This window comes from Thalassovita sp. (assembly GCF_963691685.1).
Lineage (GTDB): Bacteria > Pseudomonadota > Alphaproteobacteria > Rhodobacterales > Rhodobacteraceae > Thalassobius.
In genome coordinates, this window is sequence record NZ_OY829290.1 from 4,176,169 (window position 1) to 4,200,728 (window position 24,560).

Here is a 24,560-nt window from a genome sequence, read left to right on the forward strand (position 1 = left end):
GAAGCTCTGCCCATGGCCCTGACAGGCCATCCGACGGGGAACGTCGGGGGGGAGGAGTGTGGAGGGGGTTAGTTCACCGCTTTGGCATCAACCACATCCTTCTCAAACGCAGCACCGGTGGTGATGGCAATGCGGCGCGGCTTCAGTGCTTCGGGCACTTCGCGGGTCAGTTCGATATGCAGCAGACCATCCTGATGGGTGGCGCCGGTGACACGCACGTGATCGGCCAGGGTAAAGCGGCGCTCAAAGGCACGGGTGGCGATGCCACGGTGCAGGTACTGAGCGGCCTTGTCGCCTTTTTCACCCTTGCGGGCAGCGATGATCAGCGCGTTTTCCTTGACCTCTACGGTCAGGTCACTTTCGGAAAAACCAGCCACGGCTATCGAGATGCGATAGGCGTTTTCGTCGGTTTTTTCGATGTTATAGGGGGGGTAGCTCGGCTGCGGCGCGTCATTGGTAAAGACGCGGTCCATCATGTCGGCGATTTGGTCAAAACCAACAGAGGCGCGGTAGAGCGGGGCAAAGTCAAAAGAACGCATTATGGGTATCCTCCATCTGAGCGAAACCAGTGTTAACTGCCTTCCATCATGGACAGGCAGGGGGTCCGAGGCCCATCATTGGCGCCCCGATGCATCAGATGTGGGAAGCGTTTTTCGGGGTTTCAACCCCCTCCGACAGAAACGAATTTCGCGCCGATATTTGCGCGGTTTTTCTCGGTTGCGGCATTGCCACGGGTGACGGTCGGACGGGTGACACCCACCCCGGATTTCAACTGCGTGCGCAGCAGATCCACCGAGGCATCGAGCTGGCTGCCCAGCGCCACTTTCTCACCCTCAGCCTCGGCCTTGGCCGAGATCACCGAAACGATCCGCGGGATACCGCCAGACATGGAAAACACCGGCGCCCCGGAGGAGCCGAAATCAACATCGCAGGACAGAACAAAGACCCCCTGCTGCTGCCCCATGACCGAACAGATCTCTTGCACAGACGGGGCTTCGGCCCGGTCATGTGCGTAGGACACGACGCCCACCCGGTCCCCGGTGCCGGCGTCGCGCATCACTTGGAAGGGCTCAATCGCGCCATTGCGGATGGGATGCGCCAGTTCCAGCAGAGCCAGATCGTTGCGCACCCGTTCTGCGGTCACCGGCCCTTCGAACCGGTAGGAGGGATGCATCACCACCCGGCGCACCTGGCGGTAGGCCTCAGCCCGGCCGTTGCGCATACCAGCCTGAAACTCAATCTTTGAGGTATCGATCTGCGCGCCGCTGTGGCGGTCAAACAGGCAATGGGCCGCGGTCAGCACCAGATCCGGCGCAATCAGCGCCCCGGTGCAAAATCCGCGTCCGGCCAGATCCAGACGACCAACCGCTTCCCAGCCTTTGCTGTCCTCGCCCGTGTCCAAACGGCGCAAGCGACTGTCCTGCGCGGCCAGCTGCCCAGCCCCCATCGGAACGGCCAGCATCACGCCAAACACCAGCAAAGGTGCCTTTTTAACCAACGGGGTCAGGGCAAATTCGATCGCCGAAGCCAAGAAACGCAGCATACAAGAATCCTCTCTCTGCGACCCTCTTAGCCAAGGCATAGGGCGAAAATGGGGCAGTGAAGCGCCCCATTTCCGACGTCACTTCAGGATCGGCACGCCGGTATGGCGCTTTTCTGCCCCGTCACACAGGGCTGGCGGTTTGGGGCCACCATTGGCCCAATCCAACAGCTCAACCGTGTGCACAATCGGCACTTCGGTGGCAGATCCGATCTGCATCATGCAGCCAATATTGCCTGCAGCGATGACATCAGGGTTCCTTGCCTCCAACGTCCGCACCTTGCGCTGTTTTAGCTGGCCCGAGATTTCAGGCTGCATCAGATTGTAGGTCCCGGCCGAGCCGCAGCAGAGGTGACTGTCGGCAGGTTCCACCACCGTGAAGCCTGCCTTTTTCAGCAAGTCCTTGGGATAGGTTTTGATTTTCTGCCCATGCTGCAGTGAACAGGCGGCGTGATAGGCGATGGTCATGCCTTTGTCCGCACCCTCCGGCAGGTCCAGCTTCATCAAAACCTCAGAGACATCCATCGCAATCCCTGAGACCCGTTTGGCTTCGGCGGCCAGGGGATCATTGCGGAACATATGGCCGTAATCCTTCACCGTGGTGCCGCAGCCCGAGGTGTTGATGACAATGGCGTCCAGACCTTCACCATCCATCTCCGCGACCCAGGCGCGGATGTTCTTGGCCGCTGTTGCATGGCTGTCTGCTGTCTTGCCCATGTGATGGGTCAGCGCGCCACAGCACCCTGCGCCCTCGGCGATCACCACGTCACAGCCCATGCGTTTCAGCAGCCGGATGGTGGCGTCGTTGATATCGGTGTTCAGCGCCTTTTGGGCGCAACCGGTCATCAGGGCCACCCGCATCTTGCGTGGCTGTTCTGCGGCAAACGTCTGCGGATCATCATTGCGACTGACTGGCGGGATCACCTTCGGCGCCATCTCCAGCATCGCCCGCAGCCGCGCATCCGGCATCAACCGGGCAAAGGGCCGCCCGATCTTGGCCCCCAGCAACGCCATACGGAAGCGCATGGGATAGGGCAGGATCTGCGCCAGCACCCAACGCAGCGCACGGTCGGTGAAGGGGCGTTTATAGTTGTTCTCAATATACTCGCGCGCATGATCCACCAGATGCATGTAATGCACGCCCGAGGGGCAGGTGGTCATGCAGGCCAGACAGCTCAGACAGCGATCCACGTGTTTGACCGTCTTCTCATCCGGCACACGTTCGTTTTCCAGCATATCCTTGATCTGATAGATCCGCCCGCGCGGGCTATCAAGCTCATCGCCCAGTACCTGATAGGTCGGGCAGGTCGCGGTGCAGAACCCGCAATGCACACAGGCGCGCAGGATTTCATTGGCCCGCTGGATGCCGGGATCCTGCAGCTGTTTTTCGGTAAAAGTGGTCTGCATATCTTACCCCATCAGCCCTGCGTTCAGGATCCCGCGTGGATCGTATTTCTGCCGGATGCCCCGGCTCAGCGCTGCCACGGGGGCAGGTTCAGGCTGCAACATCGCCACCCGCGCTTTGGTCTCGGATGAGGCGCGCACCAAGGTGGCATGCCCCCCTATCCCCGACAGCGCTGGCCGGATGTCACGCCCTGCGGGCACCAAGGCCCAGACCAGACCGCCGCCCCAGTCATAGATCACCCCTTTGGCGTCCAATGCCGCGGCCACCTTGGGCCCTTCAGAGGGCTTGACTGAAAGGCGCCAAACATCGCCCTCCTGCCCGGCAAAGGCCTCGACATCGCGGATCCATGTCCAACCCGCGACCAGCCGCTCCGACGCGGTTTCAACCGCCACATCGCCATATTGACCCAGCAGCGTTTTCAACTGCTCAGCGCGATAGGCGACGGAGCCTTCAAACCCTTCCACCCGGATCATCGTCACCGGGGATCCATCCACGCCAACCGGCGCATGGGCCGCGCCCGTGACATCAAAGGGCGAGCCCAAAGCTGCAGACATCGCCTGCACTGCCCCCTCATCGGACAGGCCCTCAACCAGCACACAGGCTGCGGCATCAGGCTGTGGCAACACCTTGAAGCTTACCTCGGTCAGCACCCCCAGGGTGCCGTAAGACCCGGCCATCAGCTTCACCAGATCATAACCGGTGACGTTCTTCATCACCCGGCCGCCGTTTTTCAGGATCACGCCATTACCATCGACAAAGCGCACACCCAGCATGGTGTCCCGACAGGCCCCAACCTGCACCCGGCGCGGGCCTGATACGTTGGCCGCGGCAACGCCCCCAATCGTTGGCGCACCATTGGTGCCCAGCAGCGCGCGGTGATCCATCGGCTCAAACGGCAGGCGCTGGCCTTCGGCTGCCAGCATCGCCTCCACCTCTGCCACCGGGGTGCCGGCCTTCACCACCAGCGTCAGCGCGCCGGGCTCATAAATCTCCACCCCCGACAATCCGCCGGTTTCCAAAACCTCACCCGCAGGCGCCATGCCCCGGGTGTTGCCACCCCGAATGGACAGCGGCGCAGCGGCGCTTTTGATGATCTCGGCCAGTTCGGACTCTGTCTCAGGTCTCATGTTCACTGTTTCCAAAATACTCCGGGGTGAGTGGGGTCGTCGCCAGATGACCGCATAGGGGCAGCGCCCCTCTCACCACTGCAAACCCCCGATTGTCCCTGTCACTCTGCCGCGATCCGGCGGGTTTCGCTGGTCGCCAGCGGGAAAACCTTGGCGGGGTTCAAGAGCCACTTCGGGTCAAACACATCCTTCACCGCCATCTGTGCTTCCATGTCCTGTGGTTCAAACTGGTCGATCATCAGGTCCCGTTTTTCGATGCCCACACCGTGTTCACCGGTCAGACACCCGCCCACCTCCACACAGAGCTTCAGGATATCGGCGCCAAAGGCTTCGCATTTCTCCAGATCGCCTGGCTTGTTGGCATTGAACAGGATCAACGGGTGCATATTGCCGTCGCCGGCGTGGAACACATTGCCGACGCCCAAGCCATATTCCTTGCTCATCTCGCCAATGCGGCGCAGCACATAGGGCAGCTGGTTCACCGGGATCGTGCCGTCCAGGCACATGTAATCGTTGATCTGCCCCATGGCGCCAAAGGCCGATTTCCGGCCCAGCCAGATGCGGGCGCTTTCATCGGCGCTGGTGCTTTCGCGCAGCTCCACCGGGTTGTGCGACCGGGCGATGGCCAGGATCTTATCCAGCTGTTCGGTGATTTCGCCGTCGCTGCCTTCGACCTCAACAATCAAAAGCGCCTCACAATCCGGGTAGCCTGCCCCGGCAAAGGCTTCTGTGGCGCGGATACAGGGGCGGTCCATGAACTCAATCGCCACCGGCAGCACGCCGGCCTTGATGATGTCACTGACGCATTGGCCGGCCACCTCATTGCTGTCAAAGCCCATCAGTACAGGCCGCGCCCCTTCAGGTTTGCGCAGGATGCGCAGGGTGGCTTCGGTCACCACACCCAACTGCCCTTCGGATCCACAGATCACCCCCAGCAGGTCCAGCCCGCCGCTGTCCAGATGCGCGCCGCCAATTTCCACCACAGTGCCATCCATCAGCACCATGGTGACGCCCAGCAGATTGTTGGTGGTCACGCCGTATTTCAGGCAATGCGCCCCGCCCGAGTTCATCGCGATATTGCCCGAGATTGCGCAGGCCAGCTGCGATGAGGGATCAGGCGCGTAGAAGAAATCCTCTTCCTCCACCGCGCCGGACACGCTGAGGTTTGTGCGGCCGGTCTGCACCCGGATGAACCGGTTGTCGTAATCGGTTTCCAGCACGTCATTCATCCGCGCCACACCCAGGATCACCGAATCCGCCGTGGGCAGGGATCCCCCCGCCAGTGAGGTGCCCGCCCCGCGCGGCACCACAGGCACATTCATGTCGTGGCAGATCTTCAGAACCGCTGCGACCTCTTCGGTGTTGCGCGGCAGAACAGCGGCAAGCGGTGGGCAGCGATAGGCCGTCAGCGCGTCACATTCATAGGCGCGGGTCTCGGCCTCTTCATGGATCACCGCGTCCTGCGGCAGAACCTCTTGCAGTTTTTTGACCAATACCGGCTTCAGAGCCAGCACATCTGGGTCGGGTTTGGGCATTTCCATAAGCGCCTCCCTGGAATTGGTAAGTTTATATAACCAAAAATTTTGCCGCTGCAAATCTTTTTGCAGATGTGACCGGGGCGCACTTGTGCAGGTGTCCACAAAACAGGCAGAAGGAGGCATGGAATGGGTCAAGATCATACATATCCTCTGCGTAATGGGCTGGATGACCAGCATCTTTGCGGTACCGCGCGCGCTGATTTACTGGAAACGGGAATATGACCGGCTGGGGGAATTTGGCCCGCTGGGCGATTTGACCGTGCGGCTTTACCGTTTCTCAGCTGGGCTTGGCGTGATCGCGCTGGGAACCGGGCTGTGGCTGGGATGGGATCTGGATTTTCCCGAATGGGTCTGGCTGAAACTGACCCTCGTCGGTGCCCTCGCCGCCCATTACATCTGGACCGGCAAACTGGTCATCGCCGCGCGCCGGGGCGTCTTTCGCGAAAGTGAGATGTTCCTGCGCATCTTCAACGAAGTCAGCGTCTTCGGTGCCATTGCCATCCTCTGGGTGGTGGTGGTCAAACCGTTCTGATCCGGAGCCGCCGCAATGCCCCCCAGCCTGACCCCTGCTGAAATTGCCCGCCTGTTTGACTGGTTGGATCTGGCCGCGTTGGGGCTGCTATTCTTTGCCTGGATGCTGATCGGCTGGCTGATCCAAAACCCGCCGAAATCACGCCCCTCAGTTTCCGTTCTGATGGCGGAATACCGGCGCGAATGGATGCGCCAGATGGTGACCCGGCAGCCTCGGATCTTTGACGCGCAAACCCTTTCGACCCTGCGGCAGGGCACATCATTTTTTGCCTCCGCCGCGATGCTGGCCATCGGGGCGGCTCTGGCGGCCATTGGCAATGCGGAACAGCTGGTTGGGGTGGCCAATGACCTGTCGCTCAACAGCGATCCTAAGTTTGTGTTCGAAGCCAAACTGATCGTGGTGCTGTTTTTCCTGACCAATGCGTTTTTGAAATTTGTCTGGTCGCACCGGCTGTTTGGCTACTGTGCCGTTCTGATGGGCGCAGTGCCGAATGAGGTGGATGATCCGGTTTCGATCCCGCGGGCGATGAAGGCGGCCGAGATCAACATCACCGGCGCGCGCAGCTACAATCAGGGACTGCGCTCGATCTATTTCGCGCTGGCCAGCACCGTCTGGATGATCGGACCCATCGGGCTGATCCTGGCCACCTGCATCACCTTTGGCGTGCTGTGGCGGCGCGATTTTGCCTCGCGGTCCCGCGAAGCATTGATGGCGCTGACCGATGACATCGGCCACCGCAAATCCTGAGTAAATCCAGAGGCGGGGCTGACATATCTCACACGCCATCGTGACCCATGAATGCCACCCGGGCTGATACACTACTGCACATGACCTGTTTCCTTCGTTCCGTGACCGCCGCGCTGCTGATCTGCAGCGCCACCGCCACCCTGGCCGACGCGCCAGAAATCGTCAGCGTCAGCGCTGAACGCTCTGGCATGGGGTGGCGCATCGATGTCACCATCCGCCACAATGACACGGGCTGGGATCATTATGCTGATGGTTGGGAGATACTGGATGCCAATGGCAAACGTCTGGGTCTGCGCAAACTGATGCATCCGCATGTGGACGAACAGCCTTTCACGCGCTCGCTGCGCTCGGTCATGGTGCCCGATGGGACAGAGGTGATCTATATCCGCGCCCGCTGTTCAACCGATGGCTGGCACGGCGATCAGGTCGCCGTCCCCCTCAGCCACTAGGATCAGCGCCGGCCTTCCCGCAGCCAGGCGGCCAGGGTCAGCCCCAGAACCAAAAGCATTACCAGCCAGGGCGGCATCAGCGGCAGACGGGTTACCGCCAGCGTTTCCGTCGCTTCGCGCGGGGTCAGCCCCAGCCAACCACGCCCCGCCGCGGGACGGCCCGGCCGCACATCGCGCAAACGGGGGGTGCCCTCCTCCATCAGCCACACACCACCGCGTGCTTCGGCCATCAACGGGGCCAGAGGCGTCGCACTGGCAATGGTTTCTTCAAACTCACGTGGGGCGGCGGGGCCAAGGCCAATCACCGCCTCGACGTCGTCCTGATTAAGACGGTAAAGCCCTATCTCCGGCCCCTCAAAGGTGGCCTCATAAGACCCCGGTCCGGTTTGCAGCATCTCTACATCCACCACCTCCCCGGCAGGGGTCGTGATGCTGAGCGGCCCAACCTCTTCGCCCAAGGTGCGGCGCAGGATCCGCATTTCCTGACCAACCGCGCTGGCGGACAGGGTTTCCTCCTCCAGCTCAGGTTCTTTCATCATCCAATGGGCCAGACGGCGCAGCAGTTCCAACTGCGGCCCACCGCCCTCAAAGCCGCGATCCCACAGCCAGGCCTGATCCGAAGCCAAGAGCGCAATCCGCCCCTCGCCCACCCGGTCAAGGATCAACAGCGGCTCATCATCAACGCCTGACATCACAACCGATCCGGCCTCCGGCACCAGTTGCACCTGCCGCATCCAGCGCCCCCAATCCGGACCATCTGGCGCCTGCAGCCCCGCGGTGACGGGATGGCGCTGCCCAAGATCGGTAACCTCTGGCTGGTAGCCCTCATCAATGACACGCGCCGTGGGACGCCCCGGCAGAATGGTGCCAAGCGGGGAACGATAAAGCGAATCCGCGCTGGCAAAATCCGGCCCCGCCGCGACCAGCACCGCGCCGCCATCACTGACATAGCGCCGGACATTTTCCAGATAAATCGATGGCAGAATGCCGCGCCGTTTATAGCGATCAAAGATGATCAGATCGAAATCATCGATCTTTTCCAGAAACAGCTCACGCGTGGGAAAGGCAATCAGCGACAGTTCCGCCACCGGCACGCCATCCTGTTTTTCAGGCGGACGCAGAATGGTGAAATGCACCAGATCAACCGAGCTGTCCGATTTCAAAAGGTTGCGCCAGGTGCGCCCACCCGGATGCGGCTCACCGCTGACCAGCAGGACCCGCAGGCGGTCCCGCACGCCGTTGATCTGCACGATGGCGGCGTTGTTGCGCGCGGTCAGTTCCCCCGCCGCTTCGGGCACGGCGAACTGGATCACGTTGCGCCCACCATGGCTGAGGGTGATCGGCACCTCAAAGGTCTGCCCCAGCGGCACCGCCGTTACGAACGGTGCCTCCCCATCGACGGACAGCGACAGCTCCACCAACCCGATGCCGGGCGGTGGGTTGCCCTGATCCTCCACCCGCAGGGACAAAACAACAGGTTCACCCAGAATCGCAAAGGCCGGGGCGTTTTCGACGATCAGGCGGCGATCCCAGTCGCCCTCGACCCCGCTTTGCAGCAGATGCATCGGCGCAGGCAGATCGGGCACCTGATCCAGGTCATGCACACGGCCATCGCTCAGGGCAAAGACACCGGCGATTCGGGCGCGCGGCTCCTCCGCCAGGGCGGCGTTCAGGGCGCTCAGCAGTTGGGTACCGCTGTTGTCGGCGCCGTCGCCTACGGTGATGCGACGCACCTCAGTGTTCGGGCGGGCGGTCAGCGCCGCCTCAAGCGCATCTGCAGCGGCTTGCGTTTGTTGTGCCCGCGCCGCCAGGGTCTGACTGGCAGACTGATCCACCAGCATCAGCACAATATCCGAGAGCGTCGCGCGCTGTTCCTGCCGCAGCGACGGCCCGGCCAAGGCTGCCAGCACAACCAACCCGGCCAGAAGCCGCAGCGCCCAGCCAGACAGCCCGCGCGCCCAGGCCAGCACCGCTGCGCCCAGAACCACCGCTGCCAAAACAGCAATCAGCGTCAGCGACAGAAGCGGGTCAAATGTGATCTCAGCCGTCATTGTCCCAACCTGTCCAGCAGCGCAGGCACGTGCACCTGATCCGATTTGTAGTTCCCGGTCAGCACATGCATGACCAGATTGACGCCAAAGCGATAGGCCAGTTCGCGCTGGCGTTCGCCGGAAAACCCGCGCCCGATCGGGAACATCGCATTGCCGCGGGCATCCATCGCCCAGGCCGCGGCCCAGTCATTGCCGCCGATCACCACCGGGGTGACGCCATCGTTCAGGTTGCGAAACGGCATGCCCTCAACCTGTTCAGCGTCCGCCGGTGCGGCCTCAACCCAGATGTCACGCCCCATATGGCGGCCGGGGAAGTCCTGCAGCAGGTAGAAGGTGCGGGTCAGCACGTGGTCAACCGGCAGCGGCTCCAACGCGGGGATATCCAGTGGTTCCGCCAACCGGCGCAGCTTGCGCCCATTGGGGCTGGAGGTGCCAAAACCCGCCACATCAGCATCCCGGGTGTCAAACAGGATCATGCCACCAGACCGCAGGTAGCGGTTCAGCCGCGCATAGGCCTCCACCGAAGGGATCGGCTGCGCCTCGGTGATGGGCCAGTAGAGGAAGGGGAACAGCGCCAGCTCATCGCGTTCCAGATCCACGCCGATGGGCTCAGCAGGCTCCACCGAGGTGCGGAAAAACAGGGTTTCGCTGAGGCCGCGCAACCCAGCCTCGGACACTTGATCGACGCCAGTGTCACCTGTGCGGATATAGCCCAAAGCCAGTTCGGCCGTGGCCCGCAGTGCAAAGGAATCATCGGCCTGGGCAGGCTGTGGTTGGGCCAGTGGTAAGGCCAACAGAAGCAGGACCGCCGCCTTGCTTGGCCGAAGGGCCAGCCGCCCTGACAGGGCCAAGGCCGCAATCACATCCAGCAGCAACAGGACCAAAGCCAAGGCCAACAGATAGCCCGCCAGCATCAGCGGCTCGGCCCGTTCCAGCCCCTCAACCCGGACGGAGGAGGGCCATTCAGCCGCCACGATCTGTTGATCGGGCTGCATCACATTGCGCGCCAGCGTGCGTGTCGGCCCTTGATAAAGACCGGGATGCACCTGCGGCCCCAAAGGCGCCTCGACCAGATCCTCCCCGGCGATGCCCGGCAAGGTGCCTGCGTCGCGCAACCGGCCAAAGCCATCCAGCACCCGCTGCGGCTGCCAGGTGGTGCCGGCCAGATCCGCCGCCTCCGGCTGCCCGGTGACCGAAGAGACTGCCAAACGGTCCAGCATCTGCACAAACAGCCCCGACAGCGGCAAAGACGACCATTCCGCATTGGCTGAGACATGCACCAGCACAACCCGCCCCTGCCCCAATGGTTTGCGCGTCACCAGCGGGGTGCCGTCGCTCAGCTCTGCGATCACACGTTCGGCCAGCGTTGGGTCCGGCTGCGCCACCACCTGCGCTGAAATCGCCACTTCCTCTGGCACGGGCAGGCCGTAAAACGGGCTTTCTTCCTTAAAGGGGGCCAATGCCTTGGGCGCGCCCCAGCTCATCGCGCCGCCAACCGTGCGCCCGCCTGAACGCAAGCGCACCGGCAGCAGCGGGTGTTCTTCGCTGCGGGCCAAATCACTGGCCGCCAGACGCGGCCCGGCAAAGCGCAACAGCAGCCCGCCCTCTTCAACCCAGGTGATCAGCGCGCTTTCCTCCACCGGGGTCAGATCCGCCACATCTGCCAGAATGATCACATCCGGGTTTGCCGGAATGACCTCCTCAATCGCGCCGTCCAGCAGATCAGCGCTAGGGGCAAGGGCCTGATGCAGGTAATGCAGCGGCGAAAGCAGTTCCAGCCCTTCGCGATCCTGCCGTCCGGTGATCAGCGCCACTTCGCGCCGACGCAGGCTGTCATCGCTCAGCACCACGGCACCGGCGCTGCGGGTGCCCTGCAGATCAAACCGGCTGACCCGCGCCCGCAGTTCCGCCGGCAGGGACAGGCGCACTTCAGCCGCATCCTGCCCCGCTGCAAATTGCAGGGGCACCGTCGCCAGCACCCGGCTGACGCCCGCCGGATCCCGCCCATGGGCGCGCACCACATGGTCTGAGGCCAGCGAGGACCGGCTGCGGGTGGCGCTGATCAGGATCTCACCATCTGCAAATTGCGCCGGGTGCAGCGCCACCACGGCACTATCGCTTTCAAACACGGTAACCGGGCCGCGATCCTCCGCCATCTGCAGGATCGCCGCACGTCCGGGGTAACTCAGCCCATCTGACATCCACAGGGTTTCAAACCCGCCTTCCACGGCGGACAGCATCGTCACAGCACGTGACAGGGTTTCGGCACTAGGCCCCCAGGCGCGGGGCTCAACCCCCTCCAACTGGCTGGCGATCACATCTGCGGGCTGAAAACTGACCGGGCGCGGATCGCTTATCGACAAAACAGCTGCCACACGGCCCTCACGCCCAGCCTCACGCAGCAATTGCCCCGCCAATTCCATCCGGCGCGGCCATCCTTCGGCGCCTGCCCAGCTGCCGTCAAAAATAACCACCAGCGGCGCATCGCCCTGTTGCTCAGCCGTGTCCGGGTTCAGGATCGGCCCGGCAAGGCCGATGATCACCGCCGCCGCAGCCAGCATGCGCAACAGGATCAGCCACCACGGTGTCTTGTCACTGACGGTGTCTTCGTCGCTCAACCCCAAGAGCAGGATCACCCCCGGGAAGCGGCGCCGGATCGGTGCAGGCGGCACGGCGCGCAACAGTATCCACAGAACCGGCAACACAGCCAGCGCCCAAAGCAGCCAGGGGGTGGCAAATCCGATGTGCGACAGGGCGGCGAACATCACGCGGTCCCCCGGTTGATCGCCTGCCACAGCCACATCAGCGCCATCTGCGCGGCGTCATTGCTGTGATGACAGTGATATTGCCAGCCTGTCCGCAATGCCAATTGACCCAACTCATCCTTGCGCTGCGCCAGCCGACGCAGGTAGCGATCCCGCAGTTCACCCGCTTTCAGCGTTTCATGGCGCAGGCTGCCCCCCATGCTTTCAAAAATGGTGCGCCCGCGGAAAGGAAAGGATTCCTCACTGGGGTCCAGCACCTGCAACAACACGCCGCGCACACCGCGATCTGCGGCTTTGGTCAGCGCCTCACGCAGCGGTGTCAGATCCCCCATGAAATCTGAAACAAACAGGCCCCGGGCCTGCGGCAGCATCGCGCGGGCCTCTGGCACACCGTAATCCTCTGCGCTTTCGGTGCTGAAAAACTCGGCCAGACGCAGGATCTGATTGTTGCCCCGGCGCGGTGGCAACAGCGTGCCAGTCAGGCCCACACGTTCGCCGCCACGGATCAGCAGGATCGCCGTTGCCAGTGCCAGAACACGCGCGCGCTCCAGCTTGCTGGGCAGTGATCTATCGGATGAAAACTGCATTGAGGCCGATTGATCCACCCAGAGGATCACACTCTGCGCGATCTGCCATTCACGTTCGCGCACAAACTGCGCATCCCCCCGCGCCGAGCGGCGCCAGTCAATCATCCGGCGGCTGTCACCGGTCTGCACCGGACGGTACTGCCAGAAATCATCCCCCATGCCCGCGCGACGGCGGCCATGTTCGCCCAGCAGCACGGTTCCGGCCAGATGTTCAGCCCGCGCCAGCAGGGGCGGCAGGCTGGCGGCCTGCGCCTCGGCGCGCGCCCTGAGGGATGCCTCTGGACTCACGCGGCGGCCTCAACCCGCATGATCCGGGCAACGGTTTCCTCGATCAGATCGGCCAGGCTATCGCCACGCGCCCGGGCGGCAAAGTTCAGCGCCATCCGGTGGCTTAGCACCGGCTGCGCCATCGCTGCTACATCTTCGATGGAGGGGGCCAAACGCCCCTGCAACATCGCGCGCGCCCGCACTGTCAGCATGAGCGCCTGCGCCGCACGCGGCCCCGGACCCCAGGCCACGGTTTCGCGCACCCGCGCATCGGCACTGTCATCTTCGGGCCGGAACGCCCGCACCAGATCAAGGATCGCCTCCACCACGCTGTCCCCCACGGGCATCTGCCGCAGCAGGGTTTGGGCGCGGATCAGCTCCTCGGCGGTTAAAACCTCATGCGCCTCTTCTTCCTCGACACCGGTGGTCGCCAGCAGAATGTCACGTTCTGTTGCGCGGTCTGGATAATGCACATCGATCTGAACCAGGAATCGGTCCAGCTGCGCCTCGGGCAGCGGATAGGTGCCCTCTTGTTCAATAGGGTTCTGGGTGGCCAGCACGTGGAACGGTGGTGACAGCGGCCGATCCTCACCCGCAACGGTCACATGCCGTTCCTGCATGGCCTGCAGCAAGGCCGACTGGGTCCGTGGCGAGGCGCGGTTGATCTCATCCGCCATCAGCAATTGGCAAAAAATCGGCCCCGGCACAAAGCGGAACGCCCGCCTGCCGTCCCCTTCGGTGTCCAGCACCTCCGACCCCAGAATATCGGCTGGCATCAGGTCCGGCGTGAACTGGATGCGATTGCCGTTCAGCCCCATCACCGTGCTAAGCGTGTCAACCAAACGGGTTTTTCCCAACCCCGGCAGGCCAATCAGCAGCGCATGGCCACCGCACAGCAAGGCAGATAGCGTCAGGTCCACCACCTGTTCCTGCCCGATGAAACGCCGGGTGATCGATTGCTTGGCTTTTGCCAGTTTTTCCTCGACCGCTTCGATTTCGACCACCAGGTCGGTTGCGTCACTCATGGTCAAACTCCACTCTCGGCCCTATCTTTGACTTAACTCTATCGCAGCAAATTCAAATGGCAAAAGTTATGAGCGAACAAATGCGTGAGATTCCCTCGGCCGATGGCATCGCCAAAGCGGCCAAAGCCGCCGCAAAGGGCAAAGGCCTGCCGCCGGTACATCTGTGGAACCCTGAGTTCTGTGGCGATCTGGACATGCGGATCGCCCGGGATGGCACATGGTTCTATCTGGGCACCCCAATCGGACGGCCGGAACTGGTGCGGCTGTTTTCCACCATCCTGCGCAAAGACGATGATAAATACTTTCTGGTCACCCCGGTGGAGAAGGTTGGCATCACCGTCGATGACGCCCCTTTTGTAGCGGTCGATTTTACCGTGACAGGCACAGGTGCCGAACAAAAGCTGCACTTTGTCACCAACCTTGGCGATGAAATGACCGCCGGGGCGGAGACCCCGATCAGGGTGGTGCGCGATCCCGACACGGGTGAGCCATCGCCATATGTGCTGGTGCGCAGCAACCTCGAAGCGCTGATCGACCGCAAAAGCTTCTACCGGTTGGTGGACATCGGCGCGCACGAAGATCATGAGGGCAGCAGTTGGTTTGGCCTATGGTCCTCCGGGCAGTTTTTCCCGGTGATCCCCTCCGACGAACTGGAAGACTAAATCACCGACGCTGACAGGCTCCTGACAGAAGGCTGTCAGCAGGGCTGTGCCATTAAGACGCCGTCATTGAACAAAGGAGATTCCCATGACGGCTGCAGAAACCCTCCCTGAAACCGCGCGTCCCGTTCTTGTCTGGGCGGAAATCCCGGTCACCGATTTGGAGAAGGCAATGGAATTTTACGCCAAGGTCTTTGATTACAAAATGACGGTCGACACCAACGGCCCGAACCCCATTTCGTTTTTCAACAACGATATGAACGGCACCGGCGGCCACCTGTATCCCGGCACACCGGCCAAGGATGGTCAGGGCCCGACCGTGCACCTGCAGATCCCCGACACGTTGGAAGAGGCAACCGTGCGCGTGACCGAAGCAGGCGGCACCTTGATCGGTGGCCCCGTGCCGCTGCCCGTGGGCCGGTTCCACTACGCGCAGGATCTTGATGGCAACTCCATCGGCCTGTTTGAGGTCACCGCCTGATGCGCCGCGCCGACCGCCTATTTCAGATCGTGCAATACCTGCGCGGCGGGCGGTTGGTCACGGCTGCGCAATTGGCCGAAAAGCTGGAGGTCACGCCGCGGACGATTTACCGCGACGTGGCCGATCTGATCGGCTCAGGCGTGCCGATTGAAGGTGAGGCAGGCGTCGGCTACCTGATGCGGGACGGCTACGACCTGCCGCCGCTGATGTTCACCTCAGACGAAATTGTGGCACTGGTGGCGGGCGCCCGGCTGCTGCGCGCCTTTGGTGGCGCCAAAATGGCTGCCAGCGCCGAAGAAGCGCTGGTCAAGATCAACGCCGTTCTGCCCGACACGGCCCGCGCCCGGTCCGAGGCGGTGCAGGTCCATGCCATCAACGCTGAGGAAATGACGCCAGAGCTGCGCAATCGCATCGATCAGATTGAGGCCGCCGTCAACGCCCAGCTGTTGCTGCATATGGCCTATGCAGACGAAGACCAGCGTCCCAGCCAGCGCGTGGTGCGCCCGCTGGGTCTGTGGTTCTGGGGCAAGGTCTGGACGCTGGTTTCATGGTGTGAGCTGCGACAGGACTTCCGGATGTTCCGCATTGACCGCATTCAGACCCTGCAGGAAGGCGACCGGTTCAAATCCCGCCCGGGCCAGACGCTGCGCGATTTTTACCGCCGCGATGCCTGCTGGGATGACTGAGCCGTCCGTTACCCTTTCGGCGTGACCTCCCGCACCAGACCTTCCTGTGCGGTGCTGGCCACCAGACGACCGTCACGGCTGAAGATCTGACCACGGTTAAAGCCACGCGCGCCACCGGTCCAGGGGCTGTCCATCGAATAAAGCTGCCACTCATCCATGCGGAAATCGTCATGGAACCAGACCGCGTGATCGAGGCTGGCAAATTGCATATCCGGATCGATGAAGGCCTTGGCCCAGGGCAGAACCGAGGTGCCCAACAGGCCAAAGTCCGACACATAAGACAGCGCCGCACGATGCATCGCCACGGTATGCCCCAGATCGCCACGAATGCGCATCCAGATATGCTGCATCGGGCCTTGCGCCTCACGGGTGAAGGGCGGGCGCAATCCAACCGGCCGCAACTCAATCGGGCGCGGTGATTTCAACCAGGCCAGATAGGCCTCAGGCAATTGGTCGGCGAAACGTTCGCCCAGCTGCACCTCATTTTCCAACTCTTCCGGGGCGGGCACATCGGGCATGGTGGACTGCTGGAACAGCCCCTCCTCTTTCACATGGAAGGAGGCCGCAAGGTTCAGGATCGGCTTGCCAGACTGCACCGCCACCACCCGACGGGTGGCAAAGCTGCGCCCGTCGCGGTCCCGCTCCACCCGGTAGAGCACCGGTTTGGTGGCATCCCCGGGGCGCATGAAATAGGCGTGCAGCGAATGCACTGGACGGTCGTCCCCCACGGTTTTGATCGCAGACATCAGCGCCTGCCCGATCACCTGTCCACCAAAACTGCGGCCGCGCCCCTTGGGGGTGGCCATACCGCGGAAGAAATTGTCTTCGACCGCTTCAACCTGCAACAGATCGTGCAAATAGCGGGTGATGTCAGAAGGGGAGGTGCTCATGGGGATCGCCTTTGGTGTGCCTCTGCCGGGAAGTCCCCATTCGATGCGATTTTACAAGCCACCGCAAGCCGCAACATAACGGCACATCCAAGCGGCATGCGGTTCTGGCCCGCCCCCAGAAACAACGAAGGGCGCCACCTGGGCGCCCTCGTCATCTTTGTCACCTCAGTGGCTTAGACGCCGGCGTCGATGATCGCCTTGGCCAGGATAGGCACCGAGGTTTTGTTGAGACCGGCAATGTTCATCCGCGAATCGCCCACCATGTAGATGGCGTGTTCCTTGCGCATGACCTCAACCAGCTCAGGCGTGGTGCCAAGGCGTGAGAACATGCCACGGTGCTGCGCCAGGAAGCCAAAACGGTCCGAGCCCGACAGGCGCTGCAATTCACCCGCCAGCTGCTCACGCAGGCCCAGCATCGACAGGCGCACCTCTTCCAGCTCAGCCGCCCAATCCGCGCGCAGCGCCGGATCCTGCAGGATCATGGTGACAACACGGGCGCCGTGATCCGGCGGGAAGGAATAGTTCTGACGGTTGAGGAAGTTGAGCGAGCCCTGGGTCAGACCCTTCAGGCCTTTGTCCGCAGCAATCGCCATCAGGATACCGGTCCGCTCACGGTAAACCCCGAAGTTTTTCGAGCAGCTGGCCGCGATCAGGCATTCCGGCACCGAGGAGGCCACCAGACGTGTCGCCTGCGCATCTTCGTCCAGACCATCGCCAAAGCCCTGATAGGCAATGTCGATCATCGGGATCGCGCCGGTTTCCAGGAGAACCGCAACAACCTCTTTCCACTGGGCCAGGTTCAGGTTGGCGCCGGTCGGGTTGTGGCAGCAGCCATGCAGTAGAACCACGTCGCCTTTCTTGGCCTGTTTCAGATCCGCCAGCATGCCTTCGAAATCCACCCCACGGGTGTCATTGTCGAAATAGCGGTATTCCACGGTCTGAATGTTCAGGAACTTCAGGATCGAGATGTGGTTCGGCCAGGTCGGGTTCGATACGAAAACACGCGCCTCAGGATTGGCCCAACGGATCATCTCAAACGCCTGACGGCAGGCGCCAGTGCCACCGGGGGTCGCCGCCGCGGCGATGGTGTCACGCGCAACGCTGTCGCCCAGAACCAGATCGATCATTGCATCAGAAAAACCGGGATCGCCGGCCAGACCAACGTAGCTTTTGCTGTCCTGCTGTTCCCACAGTTGCTTTTCCGCAGCCTTCACCGCGCGCATAACCGGGGTCACCCCTTCGGCGTTTTTATAGACCCCAACACCAAGATCGATCTTGGTGTCACGCGGATCTTCGCGATAGGCCTGCATCAGGGCCAGGATTTTGTCGGCGGGTTGTTGTTTCAGATTGCTGAACATGGTCTCAGGCTTCTCCAGTGGCGACGGGGACGGTGGGGAAGGCCCCCCATTCCGTCCAGGATCCGTCATAAAGCGAATGATCGGTCTTGCCCGTGGCTTCCAGTGCCAGGCTCAGCACTGCGGCGGTCACGCCAGAGCCACAGCTGGTGATCACGGGTTTTGAAAGGTCAACGCCCGCAGCCGCAAAGATCGCAGTGACCTCGGCCGGGGATTTCATGGTCTGATCGCCATTGAGCAGCGATTTGAAAAACACGTTTTTGGAACCGGGAATATGGCCCGCGCGCAGACCTTCACGCGGCTCCGGCACATCGCCGCGGAACCGTTCCGGGGCGCGGGCATCTACGATCTCATAATCGCCCAGCTTCGCGGCCGAGCTGACCTGCGTCACGTCCTTCACCATTTCGGCGCGTCGGCGCACGGTCATATGGCGATCCCGGATCACCGGCTCCTCATCACTGACCGGGCGGCCTTCGGACTGCCACTTGGGCAGGCCGCCGTCCAGAACCGCGATATTGTCCTGCCCCATCAGCTTGAACAGCCACCAGACCCGCGCTGCCGAAAAGATGCCTGAGCCGTCATAGACAACCACCTGATGGCCATCACCGACCCCCATGGCGCGCAGCCGGGACATGAACTTTTCCACCGGCGGCGCCATATGCGGCAGATCCGAGCGGTGATCGCTGACATCATCAATATCAAAAAAACGGGCGTTCGGGATATGCGCCTTATCGAACTCCGCCTTCGCATCCCGCGCCTCAGCCGGCATATACCAGCTGGCATCCAGAATACGCAGATCGGGATCTTTCAGATGCGCGGCCAACCATTCGGTTGAGACCAGCGTCTTCGGATCATCATAGGCCATCACTACCCCCCTCGATCAGTTCACAACCGACCTACAGAACAAGGGCGATAGAGGCAAGAGGGCCGCGCAGCCTGCGCCCCAGGCTCAGACCGAAACGCGGATCTAAACGAGGGAATTTGAGTATTTAAGGATCATTGAAAGGCGCTTTCAACGTTTCAAAAAATACTCCGGGGGTTGAATTGGCCTCAGCCAAGAAGGGGGCAGCGCCCCCTTGCCGCCATTGCCCCTTACTCGCCGTGGCGCAGCAGACGCTGTTTCTGGCGGCCCCAGTCGCGTTTGGCTTCGGTGGCGCGTTTGTCGTGCAGCTTCTTACCTTTGGCGATGCCGATCTTCAGCTTGGCCAGACCTTTGTGGTTGAAGTAGAGCACTATCGGCACCAGCGTCATGCCCTTACGCTGGGTGTCGTTCCACATCCGGGCCAGCTCTTTCTTGTTGACCAGCAGCTTGCGGCGGCGGCGCTCTTCATGGCCCCAGGTCTTGGCCTGCTCATAAGGGGCGATGTAGCCGTTGATCAACCACAGCTCACCGTCTTCGACCGAGGCGTAGCTTTCGGCGATATTGGCTGAGTTTTCACGCAGGGATTTCACCTCGGACCCTTGCAGGATGATACCGCATTCGATGTCATCCTCGATCGCATAGTCAAAGCGGGCGCGCCGGTTTTCGGCCACCACTTTGTAGTTCGGATCTGCGTTTTTCTTCTGTGCCATGAGGCTGTCCTACTGCGCTTAGGGGCCACTGTCCATGCTGCGGCCTCTCCTCAGATCGGCACCCGACGAAATTTTTTCAAGAAAATCTTTCACACCTCGGCACAGCGCGCGGTCTAACCTTATATCAGTCATTGAGATGAGGGCGCAGAGATGGCCAAAGAGAGCAAACAGATTCCCCCCGCTGTGATCGCCGCAGCGCAGGCCGGTGAGGCACAGGCGCTTGAGGCGCTGGTGCGTGCGGTGCAGGACAGGGTGCATCATCTGGCCCTGCGCATGCTGGCGGATCCGGCCCTGGTCCAGGACGCGACGCAGGAAATCCTGATCCGGGTGGTTACCAAGCTTTCGACCTTTCGGGGGGAGGCGCGGTTTTCGACCTGGGTCTACCGGATCGCCACCAATTACCTGCTGACCGCCCGTAAGGTGCTGGCCCGCGATCCCGGCCTGCGTTTTGAGATGTTTGAGGCAGATCTGCTGGATGGTCTGGCGGATCCGGCACAGGCCGCACCAGAAGATCATGTGATGCTGAATGAGCTGCGGCTGCGCTGCACCATGGCGATGCTCCTGTGCCTCGACCGCGACCATCGCGCCGCCTATGTGCTGGGCGATATTCTGGAACTGTCACAGTCAGAGGCCGCGGATGCGCTGGAGATCACCCCTGCCAATTACCGTCAGCGCCTGAGCCGGGCCCGCGCCAAAGTCACCGATTTCACCGCCCGCAGCTGTGGCGTTGCCCGCGCTGGTGCCGCCTGTTCCTGCCCCCGGCGCCTGCCGGCCGCTCAGGCCATGGGCCGGTTGGGGGATCAGCCCGATCCCCTGTTGGCGGGTGCGCAGGGCTATGAGGCGGCAGTGCAGATGGCCCGTCAGACCAGCGCTGATCTGGTCGCTGGCAAATTACAACAGGGCGCCGCCCCGAAGGAGGCGCCGGTGGATTACGCCCGCGCCATCCTACGCATGGTCGAAACCCATGCGGGAACGCCGCCGCCCAGCTAACACGACCGGTTAAGCCCAACGGCTAACCACAAAATTCCCAACCATCAGAACAGGAGATCCTGATGAAACACGTCCCGACGTGGCTGAAGGCCTGCGCGCTTTCAATCGCGCTGCCCCTGGCCAGCCTGCCTCAAACCCTATCCGCAGAAGGAGAGATTTCCATGCAAGACCAAGCCATCCTCACCGCCATTGAAGCCATGACCAGCGCCTTTGAGGCCGGAAACATGGACCGGGTGATGCAAAGCTATGAGCCTGAGGCCGCAATTGCCTTTGAGCCCGGCCAGCCCATCAGCGATGCCGCCATGGCCCGCGCCGCCTTTGAAGGATTTGCACAGGTGAACCCGGAGTTCACCTACTCAGGTCATGAGGTCATCCGCGCCGGTGACATCGCCCTGCATATCGCGCCCTGGTCTATGGTGGGTCAAACCCCGGACGGGCAAGAGATCCAGCAATCCGGACTGTCGGTTGCGGTTTTGCGCCAACAGGGTGACGGCAGCTGGCGCATGGTGATCGACAATCCGCACGGCGCCCACCTGATGCAGCGATAAACCTCTGCGGGCGGGCCCTTGCGGCCCGCCCCTCCCCTCAAGAAAAGCAACATTTCAAATTTACCTCTTCACTTATTCCTCTTTTTGAATATATAAGCATCCTTAACACGTACAGGATGACCCCAATGCCGCTTTCGACGCCGATCTCTGAAACGCTCCGGCGCAATCTACCCGTTTTGACCTGGGCCAAGGACTACAATCGCGACACGCTGACCAGCGATCTGGTGGCGGCGGTGATTGTGACAATCATGCTGATCCCACAATCGCTGGCCTATGCCTTGCTGGCGGGCCTGCCGCCTGAGATGGGGCTTTATGCATCAATCCTGCCGCTGGTCGCTTATGCGATCTTCGGCACCAGCCGTGCGCTGGCCGTGGGGCCGGTGGCCGTCGTGTCGCTGATGACCGCCGCAGCGGTGGGCAATCTGGCGCTACAAGGCACCGCGGAATATGCGCTGGCGGCCATTACACTGGCCTTCATGTCCGGCGTGATGCTCTTGGTGATGGGGATCTTCCGCCTTGGGTTTCTGGCCAATTTCCTCAGCCATCCGGTGATTGCGGGGTTTGTCACCGCTTCGGGTGTGCTGATCGCCACATCGCAGCTGAAACATATCTTTGGCATCGATGCCCATGGTCACACGATGATCGAGCTGCTGGGATCGCTGTTTGAAAACCAACATCTGACCAATCCGATCACCCTGTTGATTGGCGGTTTGACCGTTGGTTTCCTTTTTTGGGTGCGCAAGGGCATGAAAACCATGCTGCAGGGCCTGGGACTGAAACCACGACTGGCGGACGTTTTGACCAAAGCGGGCCCGGTGCTGGCCGTGGTGGTCACCACATTGGTCACCTGGGGTTTTGACCTGGAAGCTAAAGGAGTCAAGATCGTGGGCGAGGTCCCAATGGGCCTGCCACCGCTCAGCGCGCCATCGTTCAGCGCCGAGATTTGGGGATCGCTGTTTGTCTCGGCCTTGCTGATCTCGGTCATCGGGTTTGTTGAGTCGGTCTCCGTGGCGCAAACCCTGGCCGCCAAGAAACGCCAACGCATTGTTCCCGATCAGGAATTGATCGGTCTGGGTGCATCGAACATCGCCTCAGCGATTTCAGGGGGCTACCCGGTCACTGGCGGCTTCGCCCGGTCGGTGGTGAACTTCGACGCTGGGGCCGAAACACCGGCAGCGGGGGCTTTTACGGCTGTTGGGATCCTGCTGGCCGCGCTGCTGCTGACGCCGCTGCTGTTCTTCCTGCCGAAGGCAACTTTGGCCGCCACCATTATCGTTGCGGTGCTCAGCCTGGTGGATTTCTCAATCCTGAGCAAAGCCTGGACCTATTCCAAAATCGATTTCACCGCCGTGGCCGCGACGATCTTCCTGACCCTCGGCATGGGGGTGGAGATAGGGGTCTCAGCCGGGGTGGCGCTGTCGATCTTCCTGTTCCTCTACAAAACCTCGCGCCCGCATGTGGCCGAGGTGGGGCTGGTGCCCGGCACCCAGCACTTCCGCAATATCCTGCGCCATGAGGTGGAAACCCACCCGGAGCTGGTGACTCTGCGAATCGATGAAAGCCTCTATTTCGCCAATGCGCGGTTTCTGGAGGATTACGTCTATGATCGCATCGCCTGTGATGAGCCGATCAAACATGTGGTGCTGCTGTGTTCTGCGGTGAATGAGATCGATATGTCCGCGCTGGAAAGCCTGGAAGAGATCAACCACCGCCTGAGCGATGTTGGCATCAAGCTGCACCTGTCTGAGGTCAAAGGCCCGGTGATGGACCGGCTGCAACGCAGTCACTTCCGCGACGAAATGACAGGAACTGTCTTTTTGTCGCATTATGAGGCGGTCTGCGCCCTGACCGGGGACTGCGCCAAGGCCGCGAAGTAAGCGGCGCGACCTCTGCGCCCCTTGCACCTACCCACAATCTGTGGTGGCTCTTGCGCGACACTTCTCGTGAAAGGCCACCCCATGACCACCGCTGCCACCGACCTGCGCCAAGCCAATTTGATCGGCGCCCTCTGGATGGTGCTGGCGATGGTGCTCTTTGCCATTGAGGATGCGCTGCTGAAACAGGCGGCGCTGACGGTTTCCGTCGGGCAGGTGATGCTGTGCTTTGGCCTTGGCGGGGCAGTTGTGTTTGCGCTGCACCTCTTGGCCACCGGGCAGCGGCTGTTTCATCCTGACGTGCTGTCCCTGCCGATGCGTATCCGCGTGGTGTTTGAGGTGCTAGGCCGTCTGTTTTACGTGCTGGCCGTTGCGCTGGCGCCTTTGTCCTCAGCCACAGTGATCCTGCAGGCCACCCCGCTGGTTGTTGTGGCCGCGGCGGCGCTGATCTTTGGCGAAAAGGTGGGCTGGCGGCGCTGGATGGCGATTTTGATCGGCCTGACCGGCGTTCTGGTGATTCTGCGTCCGACCGGGGACAGTTTCACCATGCTGTCGGTTCTGGCGGTGCTGGGGATGCTGGGGTTCGCCGGGCGCGATCTGGCCAGCCGCGCCGCGCCGGGAACACTCAGCACATCAACGCTGGGGCTTTACGGGTTTCTGTCACTGGCCACCGCGGGCGGGCTGTTCCTGATCTGGGAAGGCAAACCGCTGGTCGCCCCCACACAGACCGACCTTGGCCTGCTGGCCATTGTGATCTGCGTCGGCATTTTTGCCTATAGTTCCCTGATGAAAGCCATGCGCACCGGTGAGGTTTCCGCCGTAACGCCCTTCCGCTATTCGCGCCTGCTGTTTGGCGTCGGGATCGGCGTGGTCTGGTTTGACGAAAGCTTTGACGGCTACATGGCCATCGGTAGCGGTCTGATCGTCCTCTCCGGCCTGTTCATCCTGTGGCGCGGCAAACAAAGACCGAACCCGCGGCGCTCCTAACTTTTGCCTCAGGAATCAGCTGATGTACCGTTATTTTCTGGCCTCAACGATCTACTTCCTGTGTCTCGGCGAGATGATCATGGTTGGTTACAGCTTCGGATTTGGTCCGCTGGAATTTGCAGCACGCGGGCCTGACGGTCCGTTTTCTTGCCAAGCGCTGTTAAGCTCTGGTGGCGATGATGGCGCTATGGCCCTGGCCTTCGTTTTGTTTGCAGTGCCGTTCGCCATGCGCAGTTTCCAATTCCTCACGGCCCCTAGGGCGCTTGAGATTTGTTTCTTTGTGGGCGTTTTATTGATCGTTACTGGCGCGTTGACACTCGCCTCATTTGACTGCGCCGAGGTGCTCTACACCGCGTTTTTCGTTCCAAACCTGATGCTGGCGGTTGCGATAATGGCGATGCCTGTTTCAGGAGCTTTATTGCTATACCTGAAACGAAAACACCCGGACCAAAGGCCCGGGTGATCCGAATTTCTAACAGTGCTGC

Annotated in this window: 24 protein-coding genes; 11 read left to right on the plus strand and 13 right to left on the minus strand. The window is 61.8% G+C overall.

Translation table 11 applies throughout. The annotated features are described in order from the left end of the window. Positions 1-68: 68 nt before the first annotated feature. From ACORLH_RS20275 to ACORLH_RS20295, 5 genes are all read right to left on the minus strand, one after another. Positions 69-539: an Hsp20 family protein gene (locus ACORLH_RS20275; RefSeq protein WP_321830155.1), complete on the minus strand. Its 471-nt coding sequence runs from the start codon at positions 537-539 to the stop codon at positions 69-71. 122 nt (positions 540-661) lie between these two features. Further along, positions 662-1,462 carry a trypsin-like serine peptidase gene (locus ACORLH_RS20280; protein WP_420719834.1) on the minus strand — a complete coding sequence of 267 codons (801 nt, stop codon included), beginning with the start codon at positions 1,460-1,462 and terminating at the stop codon, positions 662-664. A 159-nt stretch (positions 1,463-1,621) separates the two neighbouring features. Continuing rightward, complete coding sequence (glcF, locus tag ACORLH_RS20285) at positions 1,622-2,947, minus strand: glycolate oxidase subunit GlcF (RefSeq protein ID WP_321830156.1); 1,326 nt, start codon at positions 2,945-2,947, stop codon at positions 1,622-1,624. 3 nt (positions 2,948-2,950) lie between these two features. Next, a complete protein-coding gene (locus ACORLH_RS20290) occupies positions 2,951-4,072 on the minus strand; it encodes an FAD-binding protein (RefSeq protein WP_321830157.1) in 1,122 nt (373 codons plus the stop codon). Positions 4,073-4,173: 101 nt separating this feature from the next. Then, positions 4,174-5,613 (minus strand): FAD-linked oxidase C-terminal domain-containing protein, encoded by a 1,440-nt coding sequence (locus ACORLH_RS20295; RefSeq protein WP_321830158.1) that lies wholly within the window; start codon positions 5,611-5,613, stop codon positions 4,174-4,176. Positions 5,614-5,731: 118 nt separating this feature from the next. Here ACORLH_RS20295 and ACORLH_RS20300 point away from each other — a divergent pair, with 118 nt between their 5' ends. From ACORLH_RS20300 to ACORLH_RS20310, 3 genes are all read left to right on the plus strand, one after another. Next, the gene (locus ACORLH_RS20300; protein WP_321830159.1) at positions 5,732-6,142 is read left to right on the plus strand and encodes a CopD family protein; all 411 of its coding nucleotides are present in this window, start codon (positions 5,732-5,734) and stop codon (positions 6,140-6,142) included. A gap of 15 nt (positions 6,143-6,157) precedes the next feature. Then, the gene (locus ACORLH_RS20305) at positions 6,158-6,889 is read left to right on the plus strand and encodes a DUF599 domain-containing protein (RefSeq protein WP_321830160.1); all 732 of its coding nucleotides are present in this window, start codon (positions 6,158-6,160) and stop codon (positions 6,887-6,889) included. 80 nt (positions 6,890-6,969) lie between these two features. Further along, positions 6,970-7,338: a hypothetical protein gene (locus tag ACORLH_RS20310; protein ID WP_321830161.1), complete on the plus strand. Its 369-nt coding sequence runs from the start codon at positions 6,970-6,972 to the stop codon at positions 7,336-7,338. Between the two features lie 2 nt (positions 7,339-7,340). Here ACORLH_RS20310 and ACORLH_RS20315 read toward each other — a convergent pair whose 3' ends face one another. Genes ACORLH_RS20315 through ACORLH_RS20330 form a run of 4 tightly spaced genes read right to left on the minus strand, consistent with a single transcriptional unit; the run spans position 7,341 to position 14,033 of the window. Next, positions 7,341-9,389, minus strand: coding sequence for a hypothetical protein (locus ACORLH_RS20315; protein WP_321830162.1), 2,049 nt, complete (start codon positions 9,387-9,389; stop codon positions 7,341-7,343). Continuing rightward, the gene (locus tag ACORLH_RS20320) at positions 9,386-12,154 is read right to left on the minus strand and encodes a DUF4159 domain-containing protein (RefSeq protein ID WP_321830163.1); all 2,769 of its coding nucleotides are present in this window, start codon (positions 12,152-12,154) and stop codon (positions 9,386-9,388) included. The genes ACORLH_RS20315 and ACORLH_RS20320 overlap by 4 nt, the downstream gene beginning before the upstream one ends. Then, positions 12,154-13,029 (minus strand): DUF58 domain-containing protein, encoded by an 876-nt coding sequence (locus ACORLH_RS20325; RefSeq protein WP_321830164.1) that lies wholly within the window; start codon positions 13,027-13,029, stop codon positions 12,154-12,156. The genes ACORLH_RS20320 and ACORLH_RS20325 overlap by 1 nt, the downstream gene beginning before the upstream one ends. Then, positions 13,026-14,033, minus strand: a complete 1,008-nt coding sequence (locus ACORLH_RS20330) for a MoxR family ATPase (protein WP_321830165.1) — start codon at positions 14,031-14,033, stop codon at positions 13,026-13,028. Before ACORLH_RS20330 ends, ACORLH_RS20325 begins: the two co-directional genes overlap by 4 nt. 68 nt (positions 14,034-14,101) lie before the next feature. On the opposite strand from ACORLH_RS20330, the gene ACORLH_RS20335 reads away from it, so the two are divergent. From ACORLH_RS20335 to ACORLH_RS20345, 3 genes are all read left to right on the plus strand, one after another. Beyond that, entirely contained in the window at positions 14,102-14,695 is a 594-nt protein-coding gene (locus ACORLH_RS20335; RefSeq protein WP_420719778.1) for a DUF1285 domain-containing protein, read from the plus strand. A gap of 85 nt (positions 14,696-14,780) precedes the next feature. Then, entirely contained in the window at positions 14,781-15,173 is a 393-nt protein-coding gene (locus ACORLH_RS20340) for a VOC family protein (protein ID WP_321830168.1), read from the plus strand. Next, positions 15,173-15,859, plus strand: a complete 687-nt coding sequence (locus tag ACORLH_RS20345; protein ID WP_321830169.1) for a YafY family protein — start codon at positions 15,173-15,175, stop codon at positions 15,857-15,859. The genes ACORLH_RS20340 and ACORLH_RS20345 overlap by 1 nt, the downstream gene beginning before the upstream one ends. A gap of 8 nt (positions 15,860-15,867) precedes the next feature. Here the strand turns inward: ACORLH_RS20345 and ACORLH_RS20350 are convergent, their stop codons facing one another. The 4 genes from ACORLH_RS20350 to smpB form a co-directional block, all read right to left on the minus strand. Then, on the minus strand, positions 15,868-16,749 hold the full coding sequence (locus ACORLH_RS20350) for an acyl-CoA thioesterase II (RefSeq protein WP_321830170.1): 882 nt from the start codon (positions 16,747-16,749) through the stop codon (positions 15,868-15,870). Between the two features lie 173 nt (positions 16,750-16,922). After that, positions 16,923-18,107 carry an amino acid aminotransferase gene (locus ACORLH_RS20355; RefSeq protein WP_321830171.1) on the minus strand — a complete coding sequence of 395 codons (1,185 nt, stop codon included), beginning with the start codon at positions 18,105-18,107 and terminating at the stop codon, positions 16,923-16,925. Between the two features lie 4 nt (positions 18,108-18,111). Beyond that, the gene (gene sseA, locus ACORLH_RS20360; RefSeq protein ID WP_321830172.1) at positions 18,112-18,969 is read right to left on the minus strand and encodes a 3-mercaptopyruvate sulfurtransferase; all 858 of its coding nucleotides are present in this window, start codon (positions 18,967-18,969) and stop codon (positions 18,112-18,114) included. 227 nt (positions 18,970-19,196) lie between these two features. Then, positions 19,197-19,676, minus strand: coding sequence for an SsrA-binding protein SmpB (smpB, locus tag ACORLH_RS20365; RefSeq protein ID WP_321830173.1), 480 nt, complete (start codon positions 19,674-19,676; stop codon positions 19,197-19,199). 150 nt (positions 19,677-19,826) lie between these two features. Between smpB and ACORLH_RS20370 the strand changes: the two genes are divergently transcribed. The 5 genes from ACORLH_RS20370 to ACORLH_RS20390 all read left to right on the plus strand — a co-directional run bounded on the left by ACORLH_RS20370 (position 19,827) and on the right by ACORLH_RS20390 (position 24,538). Then, positions 19,827-20,666: an RNA polymerase sigma factor gene (locus tag ACORLH_RS20370; protein ID WP_321830174.1), complete on the plus strand. Its 840-nt coding sequence runs from the start codon at positions 19,827-19,829 to the stop codon at positions 20,664-20,666. Between the two features lie 62 nt (positions 20,667-20,728). Beyond that, the gene (locus ACORLH_RS20375; RefSeq protein WP_321830176.1) at positions 20,729-21,214 is read left to right on the plus strand and encodes a YybH family protein; all 486 of its coding nucleotides are present in this window, start codon (positions 20,729-20,731) and stop codon (positions 21,212-21,214) included. Positions 21,215-21,339: 125 nt separating this feature from the next. Further along, positions 21,340-23,091 (plus strand): SulP family inorganic anion transporter, encoded by a 1,752-nt coding sequence (locus tag ACORLH_RS20380; RefSeq protein ID WP_321830177.1) that lies wholly within the window; start codon positions 21,340-21,342, stop codon positions 23,089-23,091. Between the two features lie 81 nt (positions 23,092-23,172). Then, a complete protein-coding gene (locus ACORLH_RS20385; RefSeq protein ID WP_321830178.1) occupies positions 23,173-24,075 on the plus strand; it encodes a DMT family transporter in 903 nt (300 codons plus the stop codon). A 22-nt stretch (positions 24,076-24,097) separates the two neighbouring features. Further along, on the plus strand, positions 24,098-24,538 hold the full coding sequence (locus tag ACORLH_RS20390; protein WP_321830179.1) for a hypothetical protein: 441 nt from the start codon (positions 24,098-24,100) through the stop codon (positions 24,536-24,538). The last annotated feature ends 22 nt before the right edge of the window (positions 24,539-24,560 follow it).